The sequence below is a fragment of the Sphingobium sp. LF-16 genome (assembly GCF_003711185.1).
In the GTDB taxonomy this organism is placed as follows: domain Bacteria; phylum Pseudomonadota; class Alphaproteobacteria; order Sphingomonadales; family Sphingomonadaceae; genus Sphingobium; species Sphingobium yanoikuyae_A.
On sequence record NZ_CP029335.1, the window covers coordinates 956,806 to 978,885 of the forward strand.

Consider the following 22,080-nt stretch of genomic DNA (forward strand, 5'->3'; position numbering starts at 1 on the left):
ACACTCACTCGGTATGGAGTGGACTTGAGCCCACATGACGCTAGTGGTCTCAGCGCTAATCAAATTTCTCGTTTTACCGACCGAATTTTCCAGCCCAGTGGATCGCGTTCGTAAGGATGCGGCGATAATTTGGATCGTCGTAGCTTTCCGGCAAATGTCCGAGCGCCGAGTAGACGACACGCCCCTTGGTGGCTGGATTGGTCCAAATCACCGGATGCGATCCCATCGTCAGCTTGGCGCCGGGGTGGTAGCTCGCCTCGTCGATCCGGGCGAGTATCGCCATGCCCTGCATTTTCGGGTTCGCATCGAAGGAATACCATTCATCGACGGGCGCCCAAGGCATGGTCACGCCAGCCATGACGGGATGCCGTGGTTGGTCGACGATGACTTGCGCGGATTGAAACTGATCCGCGCCTCCGGGATGCCCGATGAATTTGGTGCCGATGATCGTCCCGGTATACCAGGGCGCCTTGTGGCTGTTGTCTCCGGCCGCGTGCAGCGCCACCACGCCACCGCCGCGCGCGACGAAGCGCGCAAAGGCTGATCGCTGCGCCTCGGTCAGGAAATCACCGCTCGCACTGTTGAGAATGATGACGGAAAAATGTCGCAGCTGTTCGTCGTTGAAGATTGCCGCATTTTCGGTGGTGTAGCTGGCATGTCCGAGATTGGCAGCAATATCAGCCAGGACCATGTTGGAATGAGGTATATGCTCAATATGCCGCCAGCCATTGGTCTTGGACAGGATGAGCACCGCATGCTTCAGGTTTTTCGGAAGAGTCGGGGCGGCAGTGTCATAGGTGGGCGCAGGTAGATGAGGGTTGGGCGCCGCCTGTGCCATGGTCAATAGCGCGATGGTCGCGAACATTCTGTACATCGTCTCTCCTTTGGCGCGCTGGCCCATGACGCTGCTTGTCGGGTCAGATTACCCCAGCCTGCATCTGCTTGACCGCCTGATCGGCAGCTCGGGCGGTCATAGCCATGAAGGTCAGCGACGGATTGACGCAGGACACAGAGGCCATTTGCGCCCCATCGGTGATGAACAAATTGGCGGCGTCATGCGCCTGATTCCATTTGTTCAGGACCGACGTGGCGGGATCATGCCCCATTCGGGCGCCGCCCATTTCATGGATCGCCTCACCTGGCACATGCTTGCCGCGACCGCCGGTCACGTTCGTAAGCCCCGCTTGGCGCAGCATCAGCATGCCCTGTTCCAGCGCATCGTCCATCATCCTGATTTCATTGTCGCGGAAACGGACGTCGAAGCGCAACAGCGGCGTGCCGAAGCGATCGGTCTTGATGTAATTCAGCATGACGCGATTATCCTCATAGGGCAGGCATTCCCCAAAGGCGCTCATGGTAAAGCGCCACGGCCCATATTCGCGCATCCCGTGCTTCATGGACAGGCCAAAGCCTTCAGGCGCGGACGCCTGACGGCCAGCACCGCCCTGGAAGCCGTAGCCGCGCTTGAAGGGCAGATCCTCCGCTTCCAGATTGCGGAAGCGCGGCACATAGACGCCGCCGGGCCGTCGGCCATATTCGACAAATTCGCTCATGCCCGGAATGTCGCCCGACACGCCGACACGGAAGATATGATCCATCACCGCGCTGCCGAGCGCACCGTTGGAATGGAAATAGCTGCGTTCGCTGCCTGCCGGGCGGGAGTTGAGCAGGATGTGGAGCGAACTCATCGCTGATGCGCACAAAAAGACCATACGGGCCTGAACAACTTCCACCTGGCCAGTATTGGCGTCGACCATCCGGACACCGGTTACGCGCTTTCGGGTCGGGTCATATTCCAGGTTCGTGACCCAATTGTCCGCACGCAGCGTCAGCCGACCCGTAGCGCGGGCGGCGGGCAGGGTGACGGCCTGCGTCGAGAAATAGGCGCCGAAACTGCAGCCCCGGTCGCATTGAGCCCGCTTCTGACAGCGGGTGCGATTCTGCTCGGGCTTGTCTTCCGTGATGTTGCTGAGGCGGGCGTTGATCAGCTTGCGTCCGGGAAATTCGCTTTCCAGCCGTTCCTTCAGCCATTTTTCGGCGACGTTCATCGGAAAGGGCGGCATGAATTCACTGTCGGGAAGATAAGGCAGATTTTCCCGAGCACCCGAAACGCCGATATAATTTTCGACATAGCTGTACCAGGGGGCGACATCGTCATAGCGGATGGGCCAGTCGGTCCCCACGCCCTCCTTCTTGTTGGCCTCGAAATCGGCCTGGCTCCAGCGGAAGCTCCAGCGCCCCCAGGTCAGCGACTTGCCACCGACCACTGACGGGCGAACCCAGTTGAACTTGTTGGGCGCGTCATAGTCGTAGGGGTTGAGCCGGTCGTTGATGAAGAAGGGCTGGGTGGCGGGCGAGACCCAGCCGTTGAGCGCGAAATAATCGCTCTTGGCAAGGGCAGCCGGCATCCTGCCACGCGCAGGAATGTCATAGGCCGACTTGCCGTCGAAGGGATAATCTTCCCCATGTTCGACCATGCGACCGCGATCGACCATAAGGACGCGCAGCCCCTTTTCCGTAAGCTCCTTTGCGGCCCAGCCGCCGCTGACGCCCGAACCAATGACGATAGCGTCGAAACGATCTGTTGCTGCCATGATTTTGCCCTTCCGATAAGCGTGTCGGAAATGAATGGATCGAGGATCGAAGGCGATTGCACGCCCTATGAGGAGAAGATCCGCTTGACCTTCGCATAGGGGTAGGCCCCGTCATATTCGCCGGGGACGGGCAGATATTCGCGTTCCTGCGTGATGCCGATTTCGGACGTATAATAGCCGGTGATGACAAGTTGGCGGAACGCCTCGAAAAAGGGAGTTCCACCTGGCAGTTCGCCGTTTATCGCAAGGGTCAGCAATGCGTCCTGCTGCGCGGCCGAGGCTTTTACGGCCGGCTTTTTATAATCGGCCATGCTGCGGGCATCGATCGCGGCCAGGCCGTCGAAGATCGTTGCCCGTTCATCGGTGATCGCCCAGTCGCCCAGCATATGTTCGATATATTCGGGCACGCCTGCAGCAATAGCACCGGGCGTATCGGATGTCGGCAGGATGCGTTCGCTCAGCGCCGTGACCAGCGCTCGTTGTGCGGGCGTGAATATGATCTCGGGCGCGCCGGTATTGATGACCGGGTTCGGCTGGTAGGCGATGGCCCGTGCAAGCGGGGCGAAGATGTTCGCGCCCAGCACGCCGACGATGGACGCGAGCGCCGCTCTGCGGTCCATTAAATCCTACCATCACGAAGATCGTCGGCCGGGCATGATATCTCAAGATGAGATATCGATACTGAAACCGCAGAGGTGAAAAGCGGTAGCGCTATCATTTTAGCGCAATTCATAGACGCACAAGAGTGTCTCTTGGTCATTTTCCTCGCCCATTTATATTTTTAGTCGCGCAAAATATGCACGAAAGGACATAGTAGTCAATGGGGTCAGCCGCGATGACATATGGTGTGGTTAGCGCTATCAATGTTGTCGCGGCTCGCCGGAAGATTTTCAGGGTAAGCGGTATGTGATCGATGCGGGCCTGTACTCAGCCGCCGAAGCTCTAGGTTGATGCTAGATGACTGTTTCGAGGGAACAGGTGCAGGCGTCGGAAGGTTGGCGGTTCTTTGGAGGGCTGCATGAGATATAGTGACCGTATGACGTTGTTCGCGCGCCTCGGTTTCGCTGCACGCGGTCTCGTGTACATCATCATTGGATGGCTTGCGCTCGACGTCGCATTGCACGGTGGCGAAACAACCGACAATCAGGGTGCTTTAGGCACTTTGGCTGACGCGCCGCTTGGTCATGTCCTATTGTCGTTTTGTGCGGTTGGATTTGCTGGATATGCGGTCTGGCGGCTTACAGAGGCAGTCATCGACCCTGAGCGCCGCGGTCGAACCGTGAAAGGACAGTTTGAAAGACTTGGCTATGGCTTAAGTGGTGTGTCTCATATCATGCTGGCGACCGCCGCAGGCAAAATGGCTCTTGCGCAAGCGAGCAGAGAGCATGGAAGTCCTGGAGATGAAAGCGCGCAAGGTTGGTCGGCATGGCTTCTGGAGCAACCGGGAGGTGTGTTCATGCTTATTCTGCTCGGCGTCCTCCTGCTCATCGTCGCGATTGCCCAAGCGCTCAAGGCGTATAAGGCGCGGTTTGACGATCTCAGCGGCGACGTGCCGGCTCCCGACTATGTTCGGTGGATAGGACGTATTGGATATGCAGCCCGTGCGCTGGTGTTCTCCCTCATCGGCTGGTTCATTATATCTGCGGCGTTGAACCATGACCCCGATCGCGCCGGGGGGCTTGGGGAGGCGCTGCGGCAGCTACGGGCGCAGGATGAAGGGACGCTTATTTTAAGCGTGGTCGCTTGCGGGCTGGGGCTGTTTGGGTTGTTCAGTCTGATCGAGGCGCGATATCGAAGAATGAAGGTAGTAACGCCCCAATTTCTGCGGTGACGCCGCTCTGGTTTGCTATTGCCCTACTGATATTCGCTATGTGCTATGCGATTTGGCAGACTTGCCGTCGCCGCGCGGGATGGTCTGCCGTGTCAGTGGATGCTCTGCCTGCGATGCCCGCTTTGGCGTTGATCGCCTTGGGCCTTGGCCTGCTCTCGTTCATCGTACGACTGGTCATGCGGGTCGGTACGGAATTCCTATGGCTTCAGCTTGGCTATTTCAGCTGCTACGCTTTCTTTTACATTGCAGGTTGTGCAGCGGCACGGAGCGGGCTTCTTGAGCGTATCACATTGCGGGATGCTGCGGGCTGGCTGATTGTTTCGATTCTCGCAATCTCCACGTTGCCGCTCATGCTATTGATACGTGGGCGGTTGGGGGGATTTGAGGGAGGATGGAACATCAATGCATTCTATTACGCAATTTGGGATCCAGCGGTCGCGTTCGGGGTGATCCTGGGTTTGCTGGCTGCTGCGCAGCGATGGGGGAGGAATTCCACGCAAATTGTGTCGAGGCTCGGATCGACGGCTTTTGGCGCACTCATCCTGCATCCGCCCGTCCTGGTTGCGCTAAGCGTTCTGGCCATGCCGTGGGCAGCGGCGCCAGTGCTGAAATTCATTGTCATCAGCTGCGCAGCGTGCGTTGCCTCGTTCGCGTTATCAGCAGCTATAAAAAGTTTGCCAGGTGTCAGCAAAATTATCTGACCGATAATTTATATTGATATGCAAATATATCTCTTATTTATGCCAAGCCAGGTGATCAAATTGAAGTAATCACGCTCCGTAATATCGTAAATTTGTTGAAAACGTGCGGTTATAATTGCTATTTACATTTGTGCAACGTGAATAGCTTTAATTGCCATTATATATTTTGTTCCATATCAGTGGAAGGGTTTTTTGAATAACTGATATGAGATTTCGTGCCGGTAAGATTTTGGAGAAGGTGCTACATGCCGCACAGCGCATGCCATCGTTCATAATGCAGGTAGACGAGCAGTCTGAGCATCATCCAATTATCAGCGACATGGCGCCAGCTTGCCCTGAAGCAAGCCGGCGCGAGACGAACGGTATGCAGCCTAGATTTGCGCCAGCCCGCCATCAGTGAATAGCTCGCTTCCGGTCATGAAGCTGCTGTCAGATGAGGCCAGGAAGGCGGCGGCCGCCGCCACTTCGGATGGATCACCAACATGACCGATCGGGGTGGTTGCCCCCATTTCGATCATTGCCTCCCTGCCGACGACCTCGGCCGCCAGCTCGGTCAGCGTTGGCCCGGGCGATAGCACATTGACGCGGATTCCCGTGCCCCGCAGATCCTGCGCCCAACTGCGCGCAAGATTGCGCACGGCAGCCTTGGAGGCGCTGTAAATACTGAAGGCCGGTGTCCCCATCACACCCGTGGTTGACCCGGTCAGAATGATCGAGCCGCCTGTGTCCATGAGCTTCAGTCCCTTTTGCACTGTGAAGATCGTGCCCTTCACGTTGACGTCGAAGGTTTCGGCATAATGGTCGGCAGTAATGTCCGTCAGCGGCACCAGCGCGCCGGTTCCTGCATTGGCAAAGAGAATGTCTAACGATCCGCGTTCTGCCTGCACCGTCTCGAACAAGCGATCGAGATCGGCAGGATCGGCAACCGAACCCGCCACTGCGCGGGCATTTGCCCCTAGTTCGCTTAAGGCAGCATCGAGTTTTTCCTGTCGACGCCCGAAAATGTAGACGAACGCGCCCTCCGCAATGAAACGCCTGGCCGAAGCCAGACCAATGCCCGTACCGCCACCTGTTATGATGGCGGTCTTGCCTTGCAGTCTATTCATGGATGCCTCCAAATCTAAGGTTGCACGTAGCTGGAGGCGCATATACCTATCGGCAAGTATGCACCTTTTGGTAAGTATCGAAAATGTCTGAAGAGCCCAAATCCCTGGCTGTCTCTCCAATGCTCGGAGGAGGCTGTTCGGCCGGAACCGTCGCTCCCAATTTCACTTGCGGTCTCGACGCAACGCTCAAAGTCATTGCCGGCAAATGGAAGCCATTGATCCTCTATTTCCTGCTCCAGGGCCCCAATCGCTACGGCGCGCTCAAACGCGCGATCCGCGACGTGAGCGACAAGGTGCTGATCCAGCAGTTGAAGGAACTGGAGGCAGATGGGATCCTGCTGCGCACCGATTACAAGGAAGTGCCGCCGCGCGTGGACTATACGCTGACGCCCCTCGGCCAAAGCCTCGCTCAGGCGCTCGAGCCTTTATGCAGCTGGGGCACCGAGAATATGGTGGAAATGCAGAGGATCTTCGCCGAACGCGAAGGTTGGCAGCGTAGATAGACCCGATGCGTTTTGGCCCTCTGGGCGCTGGCCATGCGCCGAGCAAGGAGTCGATATGGCGAGAATTTTCATCACTGGCAGTTCGACCGGCCTTGGGCTGGCCGCTGCGCAGTCGTTGCTTGCCGGCGGACATGATGTCGTTCTCCACGCCCGCAATGCCGAACGGGCTGCGGCTCTGGCAGCGCAAATGCCGCAAGCTTTGGCAATAGTGACCGGCGATCTCAGCCTGCTGTCGGAAACACGAGATTTGGCCGATGCGGTGAATGCAATCGGTCGCATGGACGCAGTGATCCACAATGCCGCACTATATGGCGCGAGTGGCAGCGGTCGGACGGCGGAAGGCCACAGTGTTATGACCGCGGTCAATCTGCTGGCGCCTTATGTCCTGACCGCCTGCATCGAACGGCCCGAGCGCCTTGTCTACATGAGCAGCGGGCTTCACCGGGGCGGCAATGCCGGTCTGGATGATCTCGACTGGACCCGGCGTCGCTGGCACCCGGAACAGGCCTACGCCGATAGCAAGCTTCAAATCGTCGCGTTTGCTATGGCGATGACACGGCGATGGCCTGACGTGCTGAGTAACGCCGTCGATCCAGGCTGGGTGCGCACACGCATGGGCGGCGCGTCCGCGCCGGTCGACATCGCGACCGGACAGGCGACGCAGAGCTGGCTCGCCGCAAGCAACGATAAGGCAGCGCAGACCAGCGGCGGCTATTGGCATGCCATGCGACGCGAAGAGCCGGCAGTTCCCGCAGCCAGCGCCGATCATGGAGATTGCCTGCTCACGGCGCTGCAAGCGCTCACTGGCGTGTCGATCGGGCAAAATGGGTGATGCTCGGGCGAAGGATTTTTCAGTCCAATGCTCTGGCACTTCTACGCAAGCCGTTGGTCGGCTTGCACGAATAACCGCATTGCGCTGCGTCAAGCGACATGCGCCTTAGGCGAATGGCTGGGCTGGAGCTTCAGCTGCCCATCCAAACGAGAATCTACCATTTTCAAATGCGCGACCCATGCTTTCCTTGCCCCGCCTCTTGAACGACAAAACCGTTCGATCCATCTGTCGCCCGCAATTCTAGGATGCGAGCCAGAGAGACGATGACAATGGACACCGTTACCGCCCCTGAAACACGGGCCTTCGAGGCAGATGTTTCCAAGCTCCTGCACATGATGGTCCACTCGGTCTATTCCGACCGTGAGGTTTTCCTGCGCGAACTGATATCCAATGCCGCGGACGCTTGCGAAAAGCTGCGCTATGAGGCGATTTCCAGCCCGATACTGCTTGGGGATGATCCTCAATTGCGCATCACGCTTAGGCTGGACAAGGAAGCCGGCACTCTCGTGATCGAGGATAATGGCATCGGCATGACTGCTGCGGATATGGGTGAAACACTGGGCACTATTGCGCGGTCGGGCACCAAGGCCTTCATGGACAAGCTTGCTGCGGACAAAAATGGCGAAGGGCAGCAACTGATCGGCCAGTTTGGCGTCGGCTTTTATTCTGCATTCATGGTGGCGGGTAAGGTCGAGGTTACTTCTCGCCGGGCGGGAGAGCCTGATGCTGCCATCTGGTCCTCCGATGGGTTGGGCACTTACACGATTGCGCCGGCCGAACCTGGCGCCGCGCCTGCACGCGGAACGCGCGTCACGTTGCACCTGCTCGACGATGCCAAAGTTTACACCGAGCGCTTCACCGTGGAGCGGGTTGTCAAGGCGCAATCAGGCCATGTCCCCATTCCGATCTTTCTTAAGGAAGCCGGCAGCGAAGATGAGCCAAAGCAGGTCGCCGATGGCCTGGCGCTGTGGACCAAGGCGAAGTCCGACATCAGCGAGGAAGATTATGCTGACTTCTATCGAAGTGTCGCAGGTCAGTTCGACAAGCCGGCGCTGACGCTGCATTATCGTGCTGAAGGGCGTCATGAATATTCGGTTCTGACCTTCATCCCCGAAACCAAGCCGTTCGATCTATTCGACGCGGACCGCAAGGGCCGCATCAAGCTCTATGTGCGCCGCGTATTCATCACGGACGAAGCGGAAATATTACCGCGATACCTACGTTTCGTTCGCGGTTTGGTCGATTCCGCCGATCTGCCTCTCAACATGTCGCGCGAGATGATCCAAGACAGCCCGGTTCTGTCTGCCATCCAAAAGGGTGTGGGCAACCGCATACTTTCCGACCTGGAGAAACTTTCAGTAAGTGAACCTGAGCGATATGCCGCGATCTGGGAAAATTTCGGACCGGTCTTAAAGGAAGGCCTTTACGAAGACTTTGATCGCCGCGAAACATTGTTGGGTCTGGCTCGGTTCAAGAGTACGACTTCCGACGGCGCATGGCGTTCGCTTGAGGACTATGTCAGTGCCCTGAAAGAAAATCAGACAGCGATTTACTATGCGACCGGCCATGATCTGGATCGGATCGCGCAGTCCCCGCAGCTCGAGGGTTTCAGGGCGCGCGGCATCGAGGTTCTGCTCCTCCCCGATCAGGTCGATAGTTTCTGGACGACGATGGGCGTCGATTATGAGGGTAAGCCCTTCAAGTCCGTCACGCAGGGGGCTGCTGACCTGAGTCTTATCCCCTTGGCCGACGGGAACGCCACCGCTGCCGCGCCCAGCGATGAAGCCAATAGTTTTATCGCTTTTGCAAAGGAGGCTCTGGCAGATCAGGTGTCAGATGTGCGCATTTCGGACCGATTGACGAGCAGCGCCGTCTGCATTGTCGCCGCAGACAATGCCATGGACCTTCAACTGGAAAAGATGTTGGCTTCGGCCGGCCGTGCGCCGGAGCGAGCTAAGCCCATTCTGGAGGTCAACGCCGGTCATGCGCTCATCACGAAGCTGGGACAGGCCAATAGCGATGAAGAAGGACGAAGGGATCTGGCTTTCCTTCTGCTTGATGAGGCCCGAATTGCTGAAGGCGAAGCACCGACTGATCCGCGCGCGTTTGCCGAGCGGCTGGAGCGTTTGATGGCGAAGGCCTTGGGGTGATGTTGATGGGGAGCCTGAGGGCTCCCCTTCTTCAAGTTAAGGAGGCCGCGCAGATTCCGCTCAAGCCTGACGCTCAAAACCAGAGTCCGGATCGTTGGAGTGCGGGCCTTGCGTTTTTCAGGCCGTTTGCGGCCTATTCAATCCGTTCGCTGGCCGACCATCGGATGGCCGCTCCATGGGGTGGGGGGGGCATTCTGCCTCTGTTGAGCGGCCGACGAGGCAAATTTTGAATCATCGCGCTAATGAGCCAGCAACCGCTCCTTTACCTCCCTCGCCATCCTGTCGGAATGAAGCGGCACCATCATCGGCACGCCAAACATCGTAGGCAAAAGGGAAGTCCCCTTTCGATCGCTATCATTGGTGTGGCGATCGTGATTGGTTCTTTCGGTGGAGTGGGCAGCTCTCCGCTGCCTTCCTCCTCATCGAGCCCCCCTATTGCTGAAGAGGATTCCCGGCGACCGCAGGGCTCGGTAGCTTCTCAGTCGTACATAAGTGCTGCCGATGTGGGTGATCAGCAGTCATCGTCGCCTGCCGGCAGGACCGACCCGGAAAGGCGGTTTACCGCTTCAACTGATAGCCGATCTTCCTGGTCCTGTCGCAGATGCACCCAAGCAAGAGCGGATGGGGCTGCACCTGTTTATGCTGGTCAGCCAGGGTATGGCCCTCATCTGGATAGGGACGGTGATGGCATAGGCTGCGAGCCTTATCGGGGGCGTTAGCCAGCTTGCCAGAAGTTACAAAAAGAGAACCACAACAATCCATCTCATATTGATGATATCTTTCAGAAATTCATCGGTACTAGGGTGACATTCGGAATAGATGATCATAGATAGAGCATTCCGATAAATCTAAACGGGACGCATAGAAATGACTGAGCAGGCCGATAACAACGAGCTTATGATCACGCTCACCGCCGATATTGTTGCTGCGCATGTTAGCAATAATTCGGTATCGGTCGGTGACGTATCCAACCTTATCGCTAACGTGCATCGCGCGCTTGCGGGACTGTCTGTCCCTGCTGAGCCGACGCCGGAACCGTTGCTGCCCGCCGTTTCCATTCGTTCGTCTGTGAAGGCGGATTACATCGTCTGTCTTGAAGATGGCAGGAAGCTGAAGATGCTGAAGCGCCATCTGATGACCCATTACCAGATGACTCCAGACGATTATCGCGCCAAGTGGGGCCTTCCTTCCGATTATCCGATGACCGCACCCAATTATGCTGCCCAGCGAAAGGAGCTTGCTCACAAGATTGGCCTGGGGCGAAAGCCGGGCCAGGGCAAGAAGGCTGCAACGTCTAAGGCTGCTGCTCCCAAGGGGCGAGCCAAGAGGGGCACCGAGGTAGCTGCTGCTGAATAATAAAACCGGAGCATGCCGCTTGGGGAGCCTCCATGCTCTTCGAGCGGCAAGGCGCCGATGCGCGCCGCTGATTGTCGCTCGTCAGACAGGGGAGTTGGCGAAAACGGGTGGGGAAGATGCCATCGCGAAGTGGCAAACCTTTATAGCCTATCTCGATCAGGCTGTCCGTATAGCCGATAGCGGACGCATTGATGCGCCGCCTTTACAAAATTGCAATTAAATCCGCCTTGCTGGTGGTCCTGTCAGTTTGATGCCTCGCCCAGAGTGTTCGCGATGCGATAGCGGGCCGGTAAGGCGGCTCTACAACAAGCTGCGCATTGTCGCTAACTCAGCACGCAGTTCCGGCTCTCTAAGTGCTGCCGGTCCGCTTCACCCGAATATATCCGCAAAATTCCCGGCTAGTTCGCTTAGGTGGATGCTGCCCAACATAAGGATCAGACGATAACAGCGGAACCTCAACCGGTGTCGTGCGCTCCTCTGGTCTCAACAAGGGAACAAGTTATGATCACGGAAATCATCGGTGCGCTCGTAGGATCCAAGCTGGACCAGCAGGACGGCGACAGCGGCGCGAAGGGAGCCGTCATCGGCTATTTCACGCCTCGAATTGTCGGTACGGTGGTAAAGGTCGGTCTGCTGGCCGCCGTTGGGTACGGCGTTGTGAAAGCTGTTCAAGGTGTCGCAGGAAATGGTGCAAAATACCGATAACTTGGCAACAGTGTATCGCTCAGCCACTCGTTGGCACGCGTTACCGATGCACCGAATGTGAAATATGCAAGGTGGTGGTCATGGAACAGGATTACGCGCATGGCCGCCGAGATGGTTTACGGCTGGCACTGTCGATCCTAGCGGCAGAGGAGGCAAAATGGGCAGTTCTGCTGGGCGAGAGCCGATCGTGGCGAACCAACGTGACGCGGGAGGTGCGACATAAGACATTGCAGGTCGCACAACAGCGGCTGCATACTGCGCTAAACCGCCTGATGCCCAAATCCGACCAAGCCTTGGATCCTGAGGTAGCATCGGCACTCGAGAAGATCGGGCTCTGATCCTGATCCTGTCATGACCCACCACAAGCTGAAGCGTCTCTTGAAAATCGGCATTGGTCGCGGACGCCGATTCATCTGGCGCAGAAGATGGACGAGGGATGGGGAGCAGGTGAAATTTGTTCCGAGCGCTGCCGCAGGCAAGACGGCACTGGCAATTGCGGAGGTGACCACATTGAACCCGGCGCCCATCCTTCCCTAGGCCAATGACATCTGACATTGCCCTCGAGCGGATAGCGGATGCGCGAAGGACGATTTTGCAGTTGCTCGCCCGCCGCACAGACCAAGCGACAATCTGTCCAAGCGAGGTCGCACGAATGATTGCCGGTAAAGTGAGCGCTGATCCGGAAGGCCCCTCGTGGCGTCAAGTGATGCCGGTCATCCACGCCGCAATCGATCAGCTAGTGGCGGAGGGGGTGGTCGAGTTGAGTTGGAAAAGAAAGGTCATGGCGTCGCGCTATGGTCCCTACCGGATCGGCCGTATTCAATCTACAAGGTGAAGTCTGCTCAGCGGATGAGGCCCGCGGCACGGAGTGCATCGTGGATGACTTTTTCTACGCCTGCATTCCCTGATATAATCGGTCGTGAGAGTTCGGAGGGCAACGCGTCCAACCGGCTTCCCTTTGATACCGGCACACTCGGAGTGCCCTTATGAGCTTCTCCATCCGATTGCACGAAATTGCGCTCCGAGCCTGCCTTTAACAGGCCCCAGGACGATGCGATCCGGCGAGTGGATGAGATGCCCGCTTCGAGCATATGCGGCATTGCCATGCCGCAAGCATCCTGCCCAGTTGTGGAGAGTGGCGTTCCGTGGCCCATATTGGCAATGCGATAATCCTCGATAAGCGGGCGTCCAGCTGCATCGTTCCAGGAGCGCCGGCGGTGTCCGGCTATCTGCTCTGAAACATTTGGTGCCGCCTCCAGACCGTGGACCGAGCGCCACTGAGCAAGAATTGCCTCCGCATTGGAACTGTGGACCGTCGCATCGGCGCTGCCATGCCATATCGAAATGCGTGGCCAGGGTCCGTTATGGTCTGACGCGCGACGGACCCGATCACCTAGATCCTCCGCTTCGAAAGCTCCACATCCCCGCATGGCTTCAAGCGCCTGCGGGATATTCGACGCCAATCCGTACGGCAGGCCGGCGATGATCGCGCCGCCTGCAAACAGTTCCGGGTAGCTGGCAAGCATGACAGAGGCCATTGCGCCCCCTGCGGAAAGACCTGTCACGAATATGCGCGACGGGGCGACACCATGGCTATGTACCATCGCCATGATCATCTGTCGGATGGACAGCGCCTCGCCCAGATCGCGGCCATTGTCAGTGGGTGAGAACCAGTTGAAACAGAGATTAGGGTTGTTTGCGCGCTGCTGCTCTGGAAACAGCAGAATGAAACCATGCTCATCTGCTAACTGAGACCAGCCCGCGCCGCGATCATAGCCTCCGGCAGTTTGCGTGCAGCCATGCAATACCGCGACGAGCGCAGGCTTCTCAGCAATCTGCTCTGGCACATAGATTTTTGCCTTCAATGCGCCTGGGTTTGTCCCAAAAGCATCGAGGTCTGCCAAGCGATTTGGACCATCGAATGATGTCGGGGGCGAGTGGCTGGCGCGCATGGCTGCCAGTCGGGCGATTGTAGCGGATAATTTGGCCACGCAAAAAACTCCTATCCTACAACAGCAGCCGTCCACCCTCGATAATTTGCTTATGCTGCACTGCACAATATGGGGGTGGTTCGGCCAGCCCGCAAGGCGCGATGCTATGATCTTCATGATATCGAGAGAAACATATCTGTCGGGAATTCATGGAGGCGCGTCATGCGACGTAAGTCACAAAGCGCTTGAGATATGAGCGAGCGGGAGCCTGACACGGTCCGCGACCCCGCGCACCAAGCACCGACTATGCAAACTCTGTCTCGTATGGTGGGGAGGTGGCTTTGGTGCCAATCCACGCCTACGCAGGGGGACCGCTAATCGCTTGTTTCAAATGTCAGCCGCCTGTTCAACGTGGTTATCCTGCTAGCTTTGATCTGATGTCCAGTTTGCCGGTTCAACCTTTGCGCCTATCATCTCGGCTCGTGTCGGTACGCGAAGCTGGACAAGCTTATCTCCTTGGCGCTGCACGATGCCGAGACGCTCAAACGCTCCGAGCCAGCCCTCCATCGGCCACTGCTTCCAGCGCGTATGGAAGCGCCGTGCATTTCGCACAATATCATCGAGATGCTGCAGCGGTGGATCGTAACTGTCGTGATATTGGTGGCAGGCTATGGCCTGCCCGACAAAAAGCAGCTTTAGGCCAGTTGCCGCCGCTCTGAACCCGAAATCTGTGTCTTCAGCGCCGTAGCCGATGAATTCTTCGTCGAACCCACACAGCGCTTGGAACGTCTTGCGCCGCAGCGCGAAGGCTAGCGACCAGAACAGCCCGGCATTTGCCTCTTCTCTTACGCCTTTGTCCGGAAATGAGCGCACCGGATGGGCCCGACCGCGCTTCAGCAATTCTGTCTCGGTCCAGGAGCTGCGGGCATCATCTGGGCCAAGATAACGGATATCCGCGCATAGAATAGCATCATGTTCGCTCAGGGTATCAGCCAGGAGCCCGATGCACTGTCGCATGGGGATGCAATCGACATCCAGAAATACGAGCTTGTCATTACTGGCCAGCGAAGCTGCTCGATTTCGGGCTGCTGCCAGCGGAAGGCCTCTGGCCTCGAATTGGTCGATATGCACGCGGAACTGAGCCGGTGGCAATGTGACCGGATCATCGCTCATATCAACGACAATCAGTTCATCGGGTTGACGATCACTCCGCTGCAAGCCCTCTACAAGCTGCGCCAGATGCAGGCTACGGTTGCGAACGATAGTGAGTACGGAAATGCCCATTATCGGCGGTTCCACAGGTCGAGTCGGTACTTGTCCTGCCGTTCGGCCAGCTCCACCTCGAAATCCGAACCTAGTTCGCTCCAAAGAGCCTCGACCGCCTCGTCGCCGCTATGAGGGTAATCAGTCTCTTCGCTATAGTGGACAAGGATTATTCGGCCGCCGGAAACAACCTGATCGCGCAACCATTCACTTGCCCGATCCAAATCTACAAGGTCCCAATAATAGGCGACCTCGGACAGAATGATGAGGTCGTAGCCTTCGCCATCCGGTGTCTTGCGCGGGAACGCCATCTGTGCGAGCGTTACGCCAGGACGGTCGCCCACCCGTTCTCGCGCCTTCGTGAGCGCCTTAGTGCTGATATCAATTGCCAGCAAGCTATCGCAAATTGGAGTCAAATGGCTGGTGAGAACACCATGTGCACAGCCGATCTCAAGCGCACGGGCATATCGGCGGTCCGCCAGGACATCATGGGTATGGGCGAATTTGGCTGCTTCATAGTGGCTGGATGCCAGATCCCACGGATCATCATTTGAGGCGAATATATCATCGAAATATTCTGCGTTGAGGCTCGTGACATTCATTGTCGATCCCTTCTCAATGTCAGTATGTCCCGGGCGGGCATGCGCAGCATTTCGCGCGGGAGCCTGAAGCCATTGCCCATTATCGGTGACATCTGGCTGCGATGCGCCAAAAGCGCGTGTCGCCTGCGTCCAACGGGCATGGCTGGCGTCGCAATCCGTCGGGCAAAGGGTGGCGGATCGCTCCACACATGAAACGCGAATAACGTAACTGGCCGCTTTGCCCGGCGCGTAGCGGCCTTCGCAAGTCGATAGGCGGCGACATGGTCGCAATGCGTCTCGCTGTAGTCGGACACTGCAATCGCATCGATCCGGCTCCGGCGGATGAAAGCCGCAAGTCGATCAGCGTCTCGGCTGAAAGCTTGGCTGTCGATAGGATGGGGGTGGGCGTCGCGCCACCCCATCCAAATCGCCGGGGCGGCGGCAGCATTTAATCTGCCAATGGCGTGCCGGGCTTCCTTGCGTCGGGTGATCGCTATGCGCGGCGTACCTTCGGGATGCGATCCCGCGCCGTTGGTTAGGAAGACGATAGCGCCTAATCGATCGCGGGTGGCGCAATGCGCTATCAGCGCGCCCGCCCCTAGCGTTTCATCATCAGGGTGGGGTGCCAATATGAGCCAACGCGCCTGCGACCAGCGGCTGCGCGAAAGAGTCTCAGCGTTCACCACAAGCGTTCGCCCTCAACCCAGATATCATGGTCAAGAAGCGCCTTGGCGGCCTCGTCGCGGGCATGATCTGGACCTGCCTGCCGAAGATAGAGAGATAGGTCGCGGACGATTTTGTCAGCACGTTGCCCGTCAAGGGCACTTTGTGTCCCGAGGATCCTCGCGGCGGCCTCCATCACAATGAACCCGGCATCCTCGACGACACCGCGTGTCATCCGAGCCACGGCTACGGCATCGTCATGACCAGATGCGAAACGATGTGCGGCTTCCGCCACCCAGAAGCCAGCGGTTCGCACGGCAACGGTGGCATCGGCGAACCGCGCGCGCTGGACAGGATCGTCGCGCGCCGCGTCGCGCATGGAGCGCCGAATTTCTGTGACGAGCGCTTCAATTCCGCCAAGCTGTGCAGCGCAAAAGCGCCAGGCCCCGGCGGTAAAACGGGGATCCCGATCATAGTCACCTGGCTTGCCCAGCAGCATGTCAGGTTCAACCTTTATATCGTCCAGCACATAGCGTCCGCTCACGCTCGCGCGCATGCCTCGGACCCGCCATCCTGATAGGTCGGCGCGGACTTTCTCATTAGCGCGAACAATGACGAGCCGACGGTGCTCGCCTTCACTCGCGGCCGTTACAAGCGCGTAATCCAGCCCTCCGGCCCCGCTGGCAAATATCTTCTCGCCAAATAGTGATGGGACAGCCTCTCGCGTCAATTGCACGCCGGGAGATGGCTCGGTCGCCCAAACTCCGAACCATGCTCCGCGATCGAGGGCTTTTGCCAGCCAGTGTAACTGATCGGGCACCCCAAAGCACTCGAACAGGGACATAGCGTTAACATGACCTTCGTAGAGCCGAGCAATGCTGAGATCGCCGCGACCTACTTCGCGCAAGGCTCTCGCCATCGTGCGGCAGCGCGTGGCTTCGTCTTCGAAAGGGAGGCCCCCGCATATTTGGGGGGCAAACCAGCGATGGTGACCGCTTTCGATAAGGGCCGACATGCTCTCGCTGGGGAAGTTGGGTGCCGCGTCATAGCGCGCGCCGAACATTGCCAGTCGATCGACAATGTCGATCGTTCCGGGGGCCTGACCTTGGATATCGGGGATCACGTAGCACGGCTCCTGTTTGCCGCCGATGCGCCGGCAAGGTCGTCCAACCAGCGGGCGACGGGTTCCGCTCCACCTGTGTCCATCAGGCAGTCAGGCCAACATCTAGCGCGCTTGATCGCCTGATTGATCATTCCTGGCCATTTGCCGGCTGGCGGCCATTCAAAGCATGCGATCGCGCCGCCTACAGCCGCAAGCTTTCCCGCCTTCGATACCTGTTCGTCAAATGGGCGTGGTTCCGGCACACAGATGAAAGGACGACGCGCCCTCAATACCGCGCTGACAACGCCGTCTCCCCCACCGCCGATAACGACCGCTGAAGCTGCGATCTGCGCATCGGCATCATCGACCCATCCGCGTAATTCTAGATTGTCTGGAAAGAATGCAGGCACCGTGCAGGGACCAATAATGCGAAACTTGCGCTCGGGGGTCGCGAGAGCAATTTCGGCCCATCTATTCCCGTCAGAAATGCCGCCCCCGCGCCCGAGGACAATTAGTACGACGCCATCGCACTCAATTGCCTGGCTGCACGCTGATCGGACGACGCCAGGGGCATAGAAGGTTTTTTTGCGAACCCAGCTGGGAATTTCATCATCGTCCAGGGCTTCGTGGAAGGGGGCAAGTAGAGCAGTTGCTCCGCGGAAAGCTTCAAGATGCGCAGCATCAAGTCTTCTACCGTTCAAACGGACATAGACAGTGGGCACAGATGCGAGACGGGCAAGCATCGCCACCTCGGCCGATACGTCTACTACCATCAGACGCGGGCGCGCCTGCGCGATCCAGGCTGCCATCAATGCGGTGCGCTGCCGGATCCCCTCATGGTCCAGCGGCGCGTAATGGAGAGACGAAGGCCGCTCGGAACCGTCGATACCCCAGAACTCATCATCGAGACGGTCATCAGGCAGGTCGAGGCAGGGAAGGCCCTCAGTCCGTGCCGTCAGCCCGGTCCCCAGCAACGTGACGCCCCCCAGCGACCGACAAAGCGCGATAGCGCGTTGACGGTGACCGTCTCCATGATGATGGACATAATAGCCGATCGGGCGGCTCATGAGATAGCGGCCGGCTCTGGAAGCGGCATGTCACAGGGCAATGGGGGGAGGGCGCGTTCCGCATCTACAAAAGCTGCTGCGCTCATTTCGCGCCTGGCCTTAAACCGCCATCGTGCGCGCGCCTCCCAATGCGATAGAGCCGGAACGAAAGGAGTGTCCCCCCTCTGTGTGCAGCCCAGCCACCGCCGCATGTCAGCCGACATGCCGCCATCGGCGCGCCCCGCGGTACGGGATGATGCCCGCGTCCATACGGCATTGGGGTGAACTAGTTTGCCGCCCACTTCGATCGCTGCTTCGACCAGGGCACGGTCCTCGCCTGTGCGAAGGAGTGGCACGCGGCCTGCGCGGATGTAAAGATCTGACGATAGCGCGAGGCTCGCGCCCGTATGATCGCCATGCCGGGGCGGCATGTCCCAATCAACCGGATCGATCGCATCCTCGATCGCGCGCACCGTACCCCAATAGGCGTCAAAGCGACGACGCAGCGATAATATCTCCGGTGATTGGGCGGCTTCCAACTCATCCAGCTCGATCCGACCGCCAATGATCCGATCAAGAGTGAAATGCGCAAGGATGGCGTCCACCCAGTCTACCGGGGGGCGGCAGTCAGCATCAGTGGAAATCAGTAAGCCGCGCGGGCCCACTAATTCGGCGCCAAAATCCATCGCGGCGCGACGAGCAGACCCGACGTGCGCAAAGACGGGGGCGAACTTTCGCTGGATCATTTTGAGCGGGAAGCGTGCGTTGAAGCGTTGCGCGGCATCGAGAGCGACGGTGTATGTGGCATCGCTACTGTTATTGACGCAGATTGCGACAGCGAAGGGCGTCCGCGTTCCCTGCAAGGCTAAGGCTTCGATTAGGCGGCCGATATGCTCTGCCTCGTTGCGCGCCGGCACGCAGATACAGACCTGCCTCATGCGACATCCGCGACAGGCAGGAGCCCAATATCCGACTCGTTCGGGATCGCGACCTGCGCCATTGCAAGGCGTCGATACAAAGCCTCATACTCGTCGACCATGCGCCGCGAGCAGCAATATCGCTCGGCATATGCTCTGCAAGCGCTCCGCTCGAGCGCCGAGGCGGCAAGTGCTGCCGATGCGAGAGAGGAAACATTGTCCGGCTCGGCGAGAACGCCGCAGTCAGGCTTCAGGAGCGATGGTACGCCACCACGCGCGAATGCGGCGACAGGGGTCCCACAGGCAAGCGCTTCAGCCACGACCAGACCGTAAGGTTCTTCCCACCGCGGCGTGCAAAGGGCGGCGACAGCACCGCCTACAAGCTTCGACAACTCGATGTGAGAAAGATGCCCGACATATTCGATATCACCTCCCAATCGGGGTGCGATGAGCTTTTCGAAATAGCCTTGGTTCGAGATCGGGCCGGCGATCTTTAAGGGCAACCCCGCTAGCCGCGAAGCGTTGATCGCATAGTCCAGCCCTTTTTCAGGAACAATCCGGCCATACCAAACGAGATAAGGCTCGCGGTTGGCGATGGGCTGATAGGGAAAGTGCCTGAGGTCGATACCATTGGGAATGACATACTCGGCATTCGCTACATGGCGCCACATCGCGGCTGTGGCTTCAGAGACCGCCACATAGGTCATCGATCCGCGATTGAGCCTGATCCCGCTCTCCAGCCAACAGAAGGGCGGTGTATGGAGGGTTGTCAAGACAGGGGCCGCCAGCGTGTCGGACATGCTGACCGGAAGATAGTGCAGGGAATTGTTGTGTATGATGTCAAACGAGCGTGTCCGCAATGCGGTCATGAGGCCCAGATAAGCGTGATGTTCGCGAAAGAAGGCGACATCATTTGCCTCAGCAGTACCTGTCTCGAGAAGTGAGGTTTCCTCACAGATTGCTTCTAGTCCCAGGCTTGGGTCGGATCGCGTCGAGGCAAAAAGGGTGACATCATGGCCACGTTCCCGAAGCGACCGGGCGAGGATATGCGTATGCATTTCCAGACCGCCGGCGAATGGCTCGCCAATAGCATATTTCAAATGGGCTATGATCGCGATACGCACTCCACACTCTCCCGGCGACGATGCGCTAGGAATGCGATCGGCAGCTGTTCAACCCACATGTTTTGATAAATTTCCTCAGATTTAGCTGCAAATGACAGGAAATCGTTATAATCTGGATCAATTTATAAACTGGATCAGTATTGATAGGTGGGTGTAGCATAATTTGATTATCGCAAATATTTATATGCAAATTTCGAAATATATCTTTATTCGAATTGATATCTTCGATCGTGGACCGTGTTGCATAGAGGAAAAGAGTGATATTTGTGGAATATAGCAAAGTTATATTCAAGTTGGGTCGGTTTTTTGAGGGCTGGCAGTTTGCATGGAACTTTGCGTCCATGCCCATCTTGATTATGAGCTGACTGGTCCGACGGACCTGCTCTCGCAGATCGAGGCCGCTGATACTCCTGAGCAGGCGATCGAATGGAGGGATCCCATCCTTCTCCGGGCCGAGCATGTCGCTTGTCTCCCTGCGCAGGATCGCAATGAGAGGCGGATATGGTTGCGTACGCCCGGCAAGATGGTCAACGACTATCGAACCATGATAACCAGGCGGTCATTTCGCTTCAACCGGCGCACGAATTGATTATTCCATAAACCTATCTTCCCGCAGAGAAGTTGGCTCTCTGCACGCCCCCGTCAAAGTAAGCTGGAAGCAAGGGGCATGCCGACAAAGCCCGCGCCGAGCCCATGCTAAAGCTTGGGCGAGCTTTCTATGAGTATAACCAACTCTCGCGGCATCGAAGGTGAAGATATCCGTCGCGGTCGCGGCAAGGGGGGAAACGGCGAAGTCTTCTTTCTCTCAAGTTATCTTTGCCGAATCGGGATCACTGGCTTCGACGGATTCCCAATTGGCGAAGCACGAGCCAGTTTTCCCTTCTGCTATAATACTGGCCTGACGGGGCTAATTTTTATCGTTCGTTGATTGCGCCGGGGTATGAAGGCGAGGACGTGGCACAATCCTCTATGCTCAAACGTCTGGACGATCGGCTGAACACCAATCGACGCAATGCACAGTTCAGGCGGCAACTGCACCTGCAAAGCTCAAGAGAAGCATTTCGCGCGCAGCCTTGAGGCATAGCTCGAATGTCGGACCACCGATGTGGCTCTGCGAGCCATCGAGATGTCGGACGCTTATTTCCCACAGGCTGTCCGACCGGATCGCGCATCGGCGCATCTCACCGTCGACAAATGAGATTGGCTCCTGGATATGTTCGCGATGCAGCAAATATCGCTCCACGCTTATTGCGCTTTCTCGTTGCGCATTATGCCAAAGCCGGAAATTTTCGGTGTTCAGCGACAGCCATTCCAATATCCGGCAATCTGACATCCCAGTCTCCAGGAAACGCAACAATCTTAAAAGGGCGGCTGTACGGAGACGCGTTCAAGCTACCAATGTTCCAAACAAAAGTCGGAACTTAACCTGGCTCAGTATGAAAAGCTGCGCGGTTCCCCCAGAAAATGTTCCGACATGATCGATTTCCTGGTTCCACCCTGTGAAAGCCTGCACTGCGGAGCCCGTGCGCTCAGGAGAGGAATATGCGACGAAAAGTCGCGTATAGACGTTATGAAATTATACTCATGCTGCCCGACTTCGCACTCGCTTCCTTGAATGAGCGCGGCTACCCGGTCGAGATCGGTCGGATATTTGAGGGGGTCAGGCCGAGGCATA

The 22,080-nt window shown here is 57.8% G+C and carries 23 protein-coding genes; 10 read left to right on the top strand and 13 right to left on the bottom strand.

Annotated features, from left to right (window positions below; translation table 11 throughout):
* Positions 1 to 73 precede the first annotated feature (73 nt).
* The 3 genes from DIZ22_RS04640 to DIZ22_RS04650 form a co-directional block, all read right to left on the bottom strand.
* Positions 74 to 865 carry a ThuA domain-containing protein gene (locus tag DIZ22_RS04640; protein WP_240626801.1) on the bottom strand — a complete coding sequence of 264 codons (792 nt, stop codon included), beginning with the start codon at positions 863 to 865 and terminating at the stop codon, positions 74 to 76.
* 52 nt (positions 866 to 917) lie between these two features.
* Entirely contained in the window at positions 918 to 2,594 is a 1,677-nt protein-coding gene (locus DIZ22_RS04645; RefSeq protein ID WP_122927975.1) for a GMC family oxidoreductase, read from the bottom strand.
* Between the two features lie 65 nt (positions 2,595 to 2,659).
* Positions 2,660 to 3,214: a gluconate 2-dehydrogenase subunit 3 family protein gene (locus DIZ22_RS04650; RefSeq protein ID WP_122927976.1), complete on the bottom strand. Its 555-nt coding sequence runs from the start codon at positions 3,212 to 3,214 to the stop codon at positions 2,660 to 2,662.
* A 398-nt stretch (positions 3,215 to 3,612) separates the two neighbouring features.
* Here DIZ22_RS04650 and DIZ22_RS04655 point away from each other — a divergent pair, with 398 nt between their 5' ends.
* Both DIZ22_RS04655 and DIZ22_RS04660 read left to right on the top strand, forming a co-directional pair.
* Complete coding sequence (locus DIZ22_RS04655) at positions 3,613 to 4,425, top strand: DUF1206 domain-containing protein (RefSeq protein ID WP_072895696.1); 813 nt, start codon at positions 3,613 to 3,615, stop codon at positions 4,423 to 4,425.
* Positions 4,426 to 4,463: 38 nt separating this feature from the next.
* Positions 4,464 to 5,126 (top strand): acyltransferase family protein, encoded by a 663-nt coding sequence (locus tag DIZ22_RS04660; protein ID WP_235654558.1) that lies wholly within the window; start codon positions 4,464 to 4,466, stop codon positions 5,124 to 5,126.
* Between the two features lie 371 nt (positions 5,127 to 5,497).
* Here DIZ22_RS04660 and DIZ22_RS04665 read toward each other — a convergent pair whose 3' ends face one another.
* Positions 5,498 to 6,232: an SDR family oxidoreductase gene (locus DIZ22_RS04665; RefSeq protein ID WP_122928753.1), complete on the bottom strand. Its 735-nt coding sequence runs from the start codon at positions 6,230 to 6,232 to the stop codon at positions 5,498 to 5,500.
* An 83-nt stretch (positions 6,233 to 6,315) separates the two neighbouring features.
* On the opposite strand from DIZ22_RS04665, the gene DIZ22_RS04670 reads away from it, so the two are divergent.
* The 8 genes from DIZ22_RS04670 (at position 6,316) to DIZ22_RS04705 (ending at position 12,613) form a co-directional block, all read left to right on the top strand.
* Entirely contained in the window at positions 6,316 to 6,735 is a 420-nt protein-coding gene (locus DIZ22_RS04670) for a helix-turn-helix domain-containing protein (RefSeq protein WP_346427721.1), read from the top strand.
* Positions 6,736 to 6,790: 55 nt separating this feature from the next.
* Complete coding sequence (locus DIZ22_RS04675; protein WP_048939471.1) at positions 6,791 to 7,567, top strand: SDR family NAD(P)-dependent oxidoreductase; 777 nt, start codon at positions 6,791 to 6,793, stop codon at positions 7,565 to 7,567.
* 263 nt (positions 7,568 to 7,830) lie between these two features.
* Positions 7,831 to 9,717 carry a molecular chaperone HtpG gene (htpG, locus tag DIZ22_RS04680; RefSeq protein ID WP_122927977.1) on the top strand — a complete coding sequence of 629 codons (1,887 nt, stop codon included), beginning with the start codon at positions 7,831 to 7,833 and terminating at the stop codon, positions 9,715 to 9,717.
* Positions 9,718 to 10,004: 287 nt separating this feature from the next.
* Positions 10,005 to 10,436, top strand: a complete 432-nt coding sequence (locus tag DIZ22_RS22045; protein WP_206364627.1) for an excalibur calcium-binding domain-containing protein — start codon at positions 10,005 to 10,007, stop codon at positions 10,434 to 10,436.
* Between the two features lie 148 nt (positions 10,437 to 10,584).
* Positions 10,585 to 11,073 carry a MucR family transcriptional regulator gene (locus DIZ22_RS04690; RefSeq protein WP_097383989.1) on the top strand — a complete coding sequence of 163 codons (489 nt, stop codon included), beginning with the start codon at positions 10,585 to 10,587 and terminating at the stop codon, positions 11,071 to 11,073.
* 501 nt (positions 11,074 to 11,574) lie between these two features.
* Entirely contained in the window at positions 11,575 to 11,778 is a 204-nt protein-coding gene (locus tag DIZ22_RS04695) for a hypothetical protein (RefSeq protein ID WP_097383988.1), read from the top strand.
* 80 nt (positions 11,779 to 11,858) lie between these two features.
* The gene (locus DIZ22_RS04700; RefSeq protein WP_122927978.1) at positions 11,859 to 12,116 is read left to right on the top strand and encodes a hypothetical protein; all 258 of its coding nucleotides are present in this window, start codon (positions 11,859 to 11,861) and stop codon (positions 12,114 to 12,116) included.
* A 203-nt stretch (positions 12,117 to 12,319) separates the two neighbouring features.
* On the top strand, positions 12,320 to 12,613 hold the full coding sequence (locus DIZ22_RS04705) for a DUF3253 domain-containing protein (protein ID WP_122927979.1): 294 nt from the start codon (positions 12,320 to 12,322) through the stop codon (positions 12,611 to 12,613).
* A gap of 7 nt (positions 12,614 to 12,620) precedes the next feature.
* Here DIZ22_RS04705 and DIZ22_RS04710 read toward each other — a convergent pair whose 3' ends face one another.
* The 9 genes from DIZ22_RS04710 to DIZ22_RS21685 form a co-directional block, all read right to left on the bottom strand.
* On the bottom strand, positions 12,621 to 13,769 hold the full coding sequence (locus DIZ22_RS04710; RefSeq protein ID WP_206364614.1) for a PHB depolymerase family esterase: 1,149 nt from the start codon (positions 13,767 to 13,769) through the stop codon (positions 12,621 to 12,623).
* Positions 13,770 to 14,132: 363 nt separating this feature from the next.
* A complete protein-coding gene (locus DIZ22_RS04715) occupies positions 14,133 to 14,993 on the bottom strand; it encodes a glycosyltransferase (RefSeq protein ID WP_122927980.1) in 861 nt (286 codons plus the stop codon).
* Entirely contained in the window at positions 14,993 to 15,574 is a 582-nt protein-coding gene (locus tag DIZ22_RS04720; protein ID WP_122927981.1) for an SAM-dependent methyltransferase, read from the bottom strand. Before DIZ22_RS04720 ends, DIZ22_RS04715 begins: the two co-directional genes overlap by 1 nt.
* Positions 15,571 to 16,239 carry a PIG-L deacetylase family protein gene (locus tag DIZ22_RS04725; protein ID WP_346427722.1) on the bottom strand — a complete coding sequence of 223 codons (669 nt, stop codon included), beginning with the start codon at positions 16,237 to 16,239 and terminating at the stop codon, positions 15,571 to 15,573. Before DIZ22_RS04725 ends, DIZ22_RS04720 begins: the two co-directional genes overlap by 4 nt.
* Entirely contained in the window at positions 16,233 to 17,339 is a 1,107-nt protein-coding gene (locus DIZ22_RS04730) for an acyl-CoA dehydrogenase family protein (RefSeq protein ID WP_122927982.1), read from the bottom strand. The genes DIZ22_RS04725 and DIZ22_RS04730 overlap by 7 nt, the downstream gene beginning before the upstream one ends.
* Complete coding sequence (locus DIZ22_RS04735) at positions 17,336 to 18,385, bottom strand: hypothetical protein (RefSeq protein WP_048939463.1); 1,050 nt, start codon at positions 18,383 to 18,385, stop codon at positions 17,336 to 17,338. Before DIZ22_RS04735 ends, DIZ22_RS04730 begins: the two co-directional genes overlap by 4 nt.
* Complete coding sequence (locus tag DIZ22_RS04740) at positions 18,382 to 19,302, bottom strand: glycosyltransferase (RefSeq protein ID WP_122927983.1); 921 nt, start codon at positions 19,300 to 19,302, stop codon at positions 18,382 to 18,384. The genes DIZ22_RS04735 and DIZ22_RS04740 overlap by 4 nt, the downstream gene beginning before the upstream one ends.
* Positions 19,299 to 20,405, bottom strand: coding sequence for a glycosyltransferase family 4 protein (locus DIZ22_RS04745; protein ID WP_122927984.1), 1,107 nt, complete (start codon positions 20,403 to 20,405; stop codon positions 19,299 to 19,301). The genes DIZ22_RS04740 and DIZ22_RS04745 overlap by 4 nt, the downstream gene beginning before the upstream one ends.
* Before the next feature lie 1,021 nt (positions 20,406 to 21,426).
* Positions 21,427 to 21,738 carry a hypothetical protein gene (locus tag DIZ22_RS21685; protein ID WP_164488865.1) on the bottom strand — a complete coding sequence of 104 codons (312 nt, stop codon included), beginning with the start codon at positions 21,736 to 21,738 and terminating at the stop codon, positions 21,427 to 21,429.
* Positions 21,739 to 22,080: the final 342 nt, after the last annotated feature.

What these genes read in the sequence shown, in the direction of transcription:
- DIZ22_RS04640 (WP_240626801.1), bottom strand. Translation starts at nt 865, where the DNA reads ATGTTCGCGACCATCGCGCTATTGACCATGGCACAGGCGGCGCCCAAC.
- DIZ22_RS04645 (WP_122927975.1), bottom strand. Translation starts at nt 2,594, where the DNA reads ATGGCAGCAACAGATCGTTTCGACGCTATCGTCATTGGTTCGGGCGTC.
- DIZ22_RS04650 (WP_122927976.1), bottom strand. Translation starts at nt 3,214, where the DNA reads ATGGACCGCAGAGCGGCGCTCGCGTCCATCGTCGGCGTGCTGGGCGCG.
- DIZ22_RS04655 (WP_072895696.1), top strand. Translation starts at nt 3,613, where the DNA reads ATGAGATATAGTGACCGTATGACGTTGTTCGCGCGCCTCGGTTTCGCT.
- DIZ22_RS04660 (WP_235654558.1), top strand. Translation starts at nt 4,464, where the DNA reads ATGTGCTATGCGATTTGGCAGACTTGCCGTCGCCGCGCGGGATGGTCT.
- DIZ22_RS04665 (WP_122928753.1), bottom strand. Translation starts at nt 6,232, where the DNA reads ATGAATAGACTGCAAGGCAAGACCGCCATCATAACAGGTGGCGGTACG.
- DIZ22_RS04670 (WP_346427721.1), top strand. Translation starts at nt 6,316, where the DNA reads ATGTCTGAAGAGCCCAAATCCCTGGCTGTCTCTCCAATGCTCGGAGGA.
- DIZ22_RS04675 (WP_048939471.1), top strand. Translation starts at nt 6,791, where the DNA reads ATGGCGAGAATTTTCATCACTGGCAGTTCGACCGGCCTTGGGCTGGCC.
- htpG (WP_122927977.1), top strand. Translation starts at nt 7,831, where the DNA reads ATGACAATGGACACCGTTACCGCCCCTGAAACACGGGCCTTCGAGGCA.
- DIZ22_RS22045 (WP_206364627.1), top strand. Translation starts at nt 10,005, where the DNA reads ATGAAGCGGCACCATCATCGGCACGCCAAACATCGTAGGCAAAAGGGA.
- DIZ22_RS04690 (WP_097383989.1), top strand. Translation starts at nt 10,585, where the DNA reads ATGACTGAGCAGGCCGATAACAACGAGCTTATGATCACGCTCACCGCC.
- DIZ22_RS04695 (WP_097383988.1), top strand. Translation starts at nt 11,575, where the DNA reads ATGATCACGGAAATCATCGGTGCGCTCGTAGGATCCAAGCTGGACCAG.
- DIZ22_RS04700 (WP_122927978.1), top strand. Translation starts at nt 11,859, where the DNA reads ATGGAACAGGATTACGCGCATGGCCGCCGAGATGGTTTACGGCTGGCA.
- DIZ22_RS04705 (WP_122927979.1), top strand. Translation starts at nt 12,320, where the DNA reads ATGACATCTGACATTGCCCTCGAGCGGATAGCGGATGCGCGAAGGACG.
- DIZ22_RS04715 (WP_122927980.1), bottom strand. Translation starts at nt 14,993, where the DNA reads ATGGGCATTTCCGTACTCACTATCGTTCGCAACCGTAGCCTGCATCTG.
- DIZ22_RS04720 (WP_122927981.1), bottom strand. Translation starts at nt 15,574, where the DNA reads ATGAATGTCACGAGCCTCAACGCAGAATATTTCGATGATATATTCGCC.
- DIZ22_RS04735 (WP_048939463.1), bottom strand. Translation starts at nt 18,385, where the DNA reads ATGAGCCGCCCGATCGGCTATTATGTCCATCATCATGGAGACGGTCAC.
- DIZ22_RS04740 (WP_122927983.1), bottom strand. Translation starts at nt 19,302, where the DNA reads ATGAGGCAGGTCTGTATCTGCGTGCCGGCGCGCAACGAGGCAGAGCAT.
- DIZ22_RS21685 (WP_164488865.1), bottom strand. Translation starts at nt 21,738, where the DNA reads ATGTCAGATTGCCGGATATTGGAATGGCTGTCGCTGAACACCGAAAAT.